Annotated in this window: 6 protein-coding genes; all 6 read right to left on the bottom strand. The window is 74.3% G+C overall.

The annotated features are described in order from the left end of the window. On the bottom strand, positions 1-769 hold a 769-nt coding region (locus AB8Z36_RS31390), incomplete at its 3' end, for an arginase family protein (protein ID WP_369216781.1). Between the two features lie 48 nt (positions 770-817). Then, positions 818-1,372 carry a GNAT family N-acetyltransferase gene (locus AB8Z36_RS31385; protein WP_369216780.1) on the bottom strand — a complete coding sequence of 185 codons (555 nt, stop codon included), beginning with the start codon at positions 1,370-1,372 and terminating at the stop codon, positions 818-820. 26 nt (positions 1,373-1,398) lie between these two features. Next, positions 1,399-1,635: a hypothetical protein gene (locus AB8Z36_RS31380; protein ID WP_369216779.1), complete on the bottom strand. Its 237-nt coding sequence runs from the start codon at positions 1,633-1,635 to the stop codon at positions 1,399-1,401. Between the two features lie 139 nt (positions 1,636-1,774). Then, positions 1,775-2,704, bottom strand: coding sequence for a S66 peptidase family protein (locus AB8Z36_RS31375; protein WP_369216778.1), 930 nt, complete (start codon positions 2,702-2,704; stop codon positions 1,775-1,777). After that, positions 2,701-4,689, bottom strand: a complete 1,989-nt coding sequence (locus AB8Z36_RS31370; RefSeq protein WP_369216777.1) for a prolyl oligopeptidase family serine peptidase — start codon at positions 4,687-4,689, stop codon at positions 2,701-2,703. The genes AB8Z36_RS31375 and AB8Z36_RS31370 overlap by 4 nt, the downstream gene beginning before the upstream one ends. Positions 4,690-4,715: 26 nt before the next feature. Next, positions 4,716-6,029, bottom strand: a complete 1,314-nt coding sequence (locus AB8Z36_RS31365; protein WP_369216782.1) for a M20/M25/M40 family metallo-hydrolase — start codon at positions 6,027-6,029, stop codon at positions 4,716-4,718. Positions 6,030-6,041 lie beyond the last annotated feature (12 nt).

Raw genomic sequence — 6,041 nt, 5'->3', positions numbered from 1 at the left:
GGTCGGTACGACGGCTCGCGCGAGGGCGTCGGCGCCCCGCTCCCTGATCTCGCCGACCGTGGCGTGGGAGATCTTCAGCTCGGTGAACTCGGCGCGGTCCCCGTCGTCGTCCCGCATCCCGAAGAGGCGCACGTCCTCGTCCCGTACGTACGCCACGGTCGGCGCCCCGCTCCCTGATCTCGCCGACCGTGGCGTGGGAGATCTTCAGCTCGGTGAACTCGGCGCGGTCCCCGTCGTCGTCCCGCATCCCGAAGAGGCGCACGTCCTCGTCCCGTACGTACGGCTTGAGTCCCTCGATGTCGGTGAGGTCCTCCTGCCCGCGCCCGGTCGCGAGCGCCATCTCCTCACCGCCCGCGGCACCGATCCGGCCGGAGTTCCCCGGGTGCCGGAAGTCGGCCGAACCGTCGATGGCGGCGATGCCGTACCGCCCGACGCGGCGCAGCGCGAGGGCGGCGCCGAGCTGGATGGAGCAGTCGCCGCCGAGCACCACGAGGAAGTCGCCCGCGCGCACATGCCGCTCCACGCGGTCGGCGAGCCGCACGGTGTAGGCGGCGATGGCGGCGGCGTTGAAGACGCCGTCGCCCTCCTGCCAGTCCCCCCGGTCGTAGCGCGGCGGCACGACGACGCCGCCCTCGGCGGCGCCGAGGCGCCGCACGATGCCCCGCTCACGCATGGCTCCGGCCAGTTTGTAACAGCCCGGCACCGTGCCGGGGGCGGGCGGGCGCAGGCCCAGGTTGCTCGGTGCGTCGACGACCACGATGTTCCGCATGCGCCCATCCTGCGCGAGCAGGGCCCCGCCGATCAACGGCTCCGGCGCTCAGGCCCCTGCCGTGCCGCACATCTCGGCGGTGATCGCCCAGCGCTCGTGGTCGCGCCAGGCTCCGTCGATGTACAGGAAGTCCGGCGAGAAGCCCTCGTGGCGGAAGCCCCGGCGGCGCACGAGGGCGAGCGAGGCGGTGTTGCCGGGCTGGATGTTGGCCTCAAGGCGGTGCAGGCCAAGCTCCCCGAAGGCGTACGCGATGACGAGGCCGAGCCCCTCGCCGGTCAGTCCGCGACCGGCGGCGTGCGCGAAGGCGCCGTAGCCGAGCGCCCCGCAGCGGAAGCCGCCCCGCACGATGTTGTTGACGTTGATGAACCCCGCGATGGCCCCGCTGTCGCGCGCGCAGAGGAGGAAGCCCTCCTTCGCCGGGTCCTCGATGAGCAGCGAGGCGTAGGCGCGGTAGGCGTCGTCGGTGGTCGGCGGGAAGAGCCAGGGGCGGTGCAGCTCACGGCTCTCCCGGGCGCGTGCGGTGAACTCGGCGGCGTCCGCGAGGCGGAAGTGGCGGATGCCCACGCGGGGGCCTTCGGCGAGACAGAGGGGTATGCCGGACATCGGGCCACGTTATCCGGGGCCGGGCGTCACCTGCGCCGCCCCATGAAGTAGGCGCCGCACAGCGCGCCGAGCACCCCGGTGGCGAGCAGCGCCGTCCACAGCGGCATGGTCACTTCGGGGATCAGCAGGCGGATCCTGGTGCTGCGGGTGTTCTCGAAGATGAAGACCAGGGTGAGGACGGCGATGACGGCGACGATCACCCTGCCGGGCGTCACCATGCCGCCGCCCTCGGTCGAGCCGCTCCTGGCAGTCCTTGGGCTCATGGTGGGACCCTTCCGTCGCGGGTGTGCCTGCGTCCCCCGCCACCAGCATGGACGGCCGGTGCCGGTTCGCGCGCGGTGAGGGTGTCCGGGGGCTGGGCCGTCCGGGTGACGCGGGTGCCCCCGCCGTGGGCGCCGTCGGTCAGGCCAGCGCGGGCACGTCCAGCGTCAGCGTCCCGGCGTCCGCGTCCAGCGCGCCCGCCACCCCGAACGGCACGGTCAGCGCCCCCGCGCAGTGCCCGAACCCGTACTCCTCGGCCACCGGGACGCCGAGCCCGCCGAGCCGGTCGGCGAGGACGGCGCGCACCTCCTCGTAGGGCCCGCACTCCTGCCAGGAGCCGAGCGCGATCCCGGCCACGCCCGTCAGCCACCCCGCGCGCAGGAGCTGGGTGAGGACGCGGTCGATGCGGTACGCCTCCTCGCCGATGTCCTCGATGAACAGCAGGCCGCCGCGCGCGGCGGGACGGGCCCCCGGCGTCCCGAGGCCGGCGGCGAGCAGCGAGACGCAGCCGCCGAGCGTGACGCCCCTGGCCCGGCCGCCGACCAGCGTGCCCGCGCCGTCGTGGGCCGTGATGACCCGGGCGTCCTCCGGCGTGAACAGGGTCGTGCGCAGCTGCTCCTGGGTCCGCGCGTTCTTCAGGAAGGTTTCGGCGGCCGTCATCGGGCCGTGCAGCGTGGCGAGGCCGAGCCGGGTGGCGAAGGCCTCGTGCAGGGAGGTGATGTCGCTGTAGCCGAGGAAGACCTTGGGCGCGGCCCCGCGCATCGCGTCCCAGTCCAGGAGGTCCACCATCCGCTGGGCGCCGTACCCGCCCCTGGCGCAGAACACGGCGGCCACGGACGGGTCGCACCACGCCTGCTCCAGGTCGCGGGCCCGGTCGGCGTCCGTGCCCGCGAGGTAGCCGAACTTCGGGTGCGCGTTCAGGACGTGCGGCGCCGCGTACGGGTCGAGGTCCCAGCCGCGCAGGATGTCCAGGCCCGCCTGGAGCGCGGCCTCGGGGACGGGGCCGCCGGGCGCGACGACGGCCACCCGGGCGCCGGGTGTCAGCCGCGGGGGCCGGGTGAGCGGTCTCACTTGTCGAGCTCCAGGGTGGGCACGCCGCCCGCGAGATCGATGCCGAACACCTGCGCGTACAGGGAGAGTTCGGCCTCCAGGGCGCGGATCATGGTGTCGGCGCGGCGGAAGCCGTGCCCCTCGCCCTCGAAAGCGATGTAGGCGTGCGGCAGGCGGCGCCGCTGCGACCTGGCGAGGAACTCCTCGCACTGCGCGGGCGGGCAGACCACGTCGTCGAGCCCCTGGAGGAGCAGGAACGGCGCGGTGATCCGGTCGGCGTGTTCCAGCGGCGAGCGCTCCGCGTACCGTCCGGGCACCTCGGCGAACGGTCCCACGATCGACTCCAGATAGCGGGACTCCAGGTCGTGGGTGCCGCCGGAGGCGAAGGCGGTCAGGTCGAGCACCGGATAGATGATGGTGCCGCAGGCGTAGACGTCCGTGGTGGCGAGCGAGGCGGCCGTGGTCCAGCCGCCCGCGCTGCCGCCCCTGATGGCGAGCCTGGCCCGGTCGGCGGTGCCCTCGTCGGCCAGGGCGAGGGCGACCGCCGCGCAGTCGTCGACGTCGACGACGCCCCACTGCTCGCGCAGCCGCTCGCGGTAGGCGCGGCCGTAGCCGGTGGAGCCGCCGTAGTTCACCTCGGCGACGCCGATGCCGCGCGAGGTGAAGTAGGCGATGGCGAGGTCGAGCACGAGGGGCGAGCGGCCGGTGGGCCCGCCGTGCGCCCACACCACGTAGGGCGGCAGTTCSTCGTCGGGGGCGATGTGGGCGGGGTGGTGCGGCGGGTAGATGTGCGCGTGGATCTCGCGTCCCGCGGGGCCGAGGAAGGTGCGGATCTGCGGTTCGGGGTAGTACGCGGGGTCCACGGGGTCGTCGTGGGCGGCGCCGACGACCCGGGCGCGGCCGGTGCCGGTGTCCAGCTCCACGACCTCGTACCCGCTGCGGGGGCTCGCGGCGACGCCGAGCACCCGGGGGCCGTGCGCGGCGACGGTGGCCGCGAACTCCGTCCAGGGGCCCGCGGCGTCGACGACCTCGCCGGTCTCGGGGTCGAGTATGCCGAGGCAGGTGGAGCCCTTGCCGTGCACGACGGCGATCAGGCCGGTGTCGAGCGGGGCGAACCAGTTCAGGCCGATCTGCCACAGGGGGCCCGCGAACTCCTCCTGGCGCGGACAGAGCGAACGCACGCTTCCCGGGTCGTCCGGCGCCGCGCGGTACAGGTTCCACCAGCCGCCGCGGTCGCTGGAGAACAGCAGCCGCCCGTCCGGCGCCCACGCCACCTGGGCGATGGACTCCTCGGGGCCGCCCGCGAAGACCCGGCCCCGGCCGAAGGCGCCGTCCGCGCGGACGTCGGCGACGATCAGTTCCGTGCCGTCCCACGGCATCCGCGGGTGGTCCCAGGCGACCCAGGCGGCACGGGAGCCGTCGGGCGAGAGCCGGGGACCGGTGACGAAGCGGTGGGCGCCGTCGGAGAGTTCGCGGACCGCGGCGCGGTCATCGGCCGCCGAGCCGTCGAGCGGCACCGCGACGATCACCCGGCGCACATCGGTGGGCCGCTCGCCGGTGAACTCCTCGCACACGCACCAGACCTCGCCCCGGTCGAGGTGGACCACCGGATCGGCCCACCGCAGCCCGCCGCCCACCCCGGAGAGCGGGGTCAGGGGGCGCGGCTCGGCGCCCGGGACGTCCGGCTCGTAGGCGTAGAGCCGCTGGTCGGCGAAGTCGACGAAGACGAGCAGCGGTCCCCCGGCCCGCTCCGCGCCGGCCCAGGGGCGGCCGCCGTACTCCACGACGCGGCTGCGCACGTTCCACGGCGCGGGCAGCACCGTCCGCTCCTCGCCGTCGGGCAGGCGCCGCACCAGCGCGCGGCGGCCGCCCTCACCGGGCCGCGGCTCGGTCCACCACGCCTCCCCGCCGACGTAGCCGACGTACCCCGGAGCGCCGTCGTGGGCCGCGGCGAGCTCGGCGTCGATCGGTGACGGCCATGATCCGTACGCCCGGGTCTGCTTCATGTCCCTCTCGTCCCCCAATGTCGTTCCTAGGCCGTGCGCAGAAAGCGGTCGAGGACACGGACGCCGAAGTGCAGTGCCCCGATCGGCACGCGTTCGTCGACTCCGTGGAAGAGCGCCTGGTAGTCGAAGCCCTCCGGTGTCCTGAGCGGCGAGAAGCCGTAGCCGGTGATGCCGAGGCGCGAGAACTGCTTGGCGTCCGTGCCTCCCGACATGCAGTACGGCACGACGTGTCCCTCGGGCGCGAACTCCTCTACGGCGGCGCGCATGCGCGCGTACGTCGGCGAGTCGACCGGTGCCTGCAGTGCCACCTCGCGATGGTGGAACTCCCAGTCGACGTCAGGCCCGGTCAGCCGGTCAAGCGTGCTACGGAACTCTTCCTCGCCGCCGGGCAGAAAGCGTCCGTCCACATAGGCCACCGCCTCCCCGGGGATCACATTGACCTTGTAACCCGACTGGAGCATCGTCGGGTTGGCGCTGTTGCGGACCGTGGGCTCGACGAGCGCGGCGGTCGGGCCGAGCTTCTCCAGGAAGTCGTCGACGTCGAATCCGGGCGCCTCGGGGTCGCCCTGGAGGCCGTAGAGCGCGCCCAGCTCGGCGAGCGCGGCGCGCACGGTCGGGGTGAGCCGCACCGGCCAGTGGTACTCGCCGATGCGGGTGACGGCGGCGGCGAGCCTGCTCACCGCGTTGGCTCTGTTGACCTTGGAGCCGTGGCCCGCCCTGCCGCGCGCGGTGAGCTTGAGCCAGCCCGTGCCGCGCTCGCCCGCCGCGATCGGGTAGAGCTGGTTGCCCCGCCCGTCGTGGAAGGTGAAGGCCCCCGACTCGCTGATGCCCTCCGTACAGCCCTCGAAGAGCGGGGCGTGCTTGTCGGCGAGGAATCCGGAGCCGTCCTCGGCGCTCGCCTCCTCGTCGGCGGTGAAGGCGATCACGATGTCGCGCCGCGGCCGGACCCCGGCACGGGCCCAGTGCCGGGCGACGGCGAGGATCATCGCGTCCATGTTCTTCATGTCGATGGCGCCGCGGCCCCAGACGACGCCGTCGCGGATCTCCCCGGAGAAGGGGTCCATGCTCCAGTCGGCCGCCTCGGCGGGCACGACGTCCAGGTGGCCGTGGACGAGGAGCGCGTCCGCGCCCGGCTCCGTGCCCTCGATCCGTGCCACCACGTTCGTGCGTCCGGGGCTGCGCTCAAGGAGCGTGGGCGTCAGGCCCGCCTCGGCGAGGCGCTCGGCGGCGTACTCGGCGGCGGGCCGCTCGCGGCAGTCGCCGCCGCCCCGGTTGGTGGTGTCGACGCGGATGAGCTCGGAGGTGAACCGCACGACCTCGTCGAGCGCCCGCGCGTCCACCTGGTCTTCGCC

This window comes from Streptomyces flavofungini (assembly GCF_041028215.1).
GTDB lineage: Bacteria > Actinomycetota > Actinomycetes > Streptomycetales > Streptomycetaceae > Streptomyces > Streptomyces flavofungini_B.
The sequence above is the reverse complement of the archived record's forward strand: the minus strand, read 5'-3'. Positions and strand labels throughout refer to the sequence as shown.

What these genes read in the sequence shown, in the direction of transcription:
- AB8Z36_RS31385 (WP_369216780.1), bottom strand. Translation starts at nt 1,372, where the DNA reads ATGTCCGGCATACCCCTCTGTCTCGCCGAAGGCCCCCGCGTGGGCATC.
- AB8Z36_RS31380 (WP_369216779.1), bottom strand. Translation starts at nt 1,635, where the DNA reads ATGAGCCCAAGGACTGCCAGGAGCGGCTCGACCGAGGGCGGCGGCATG.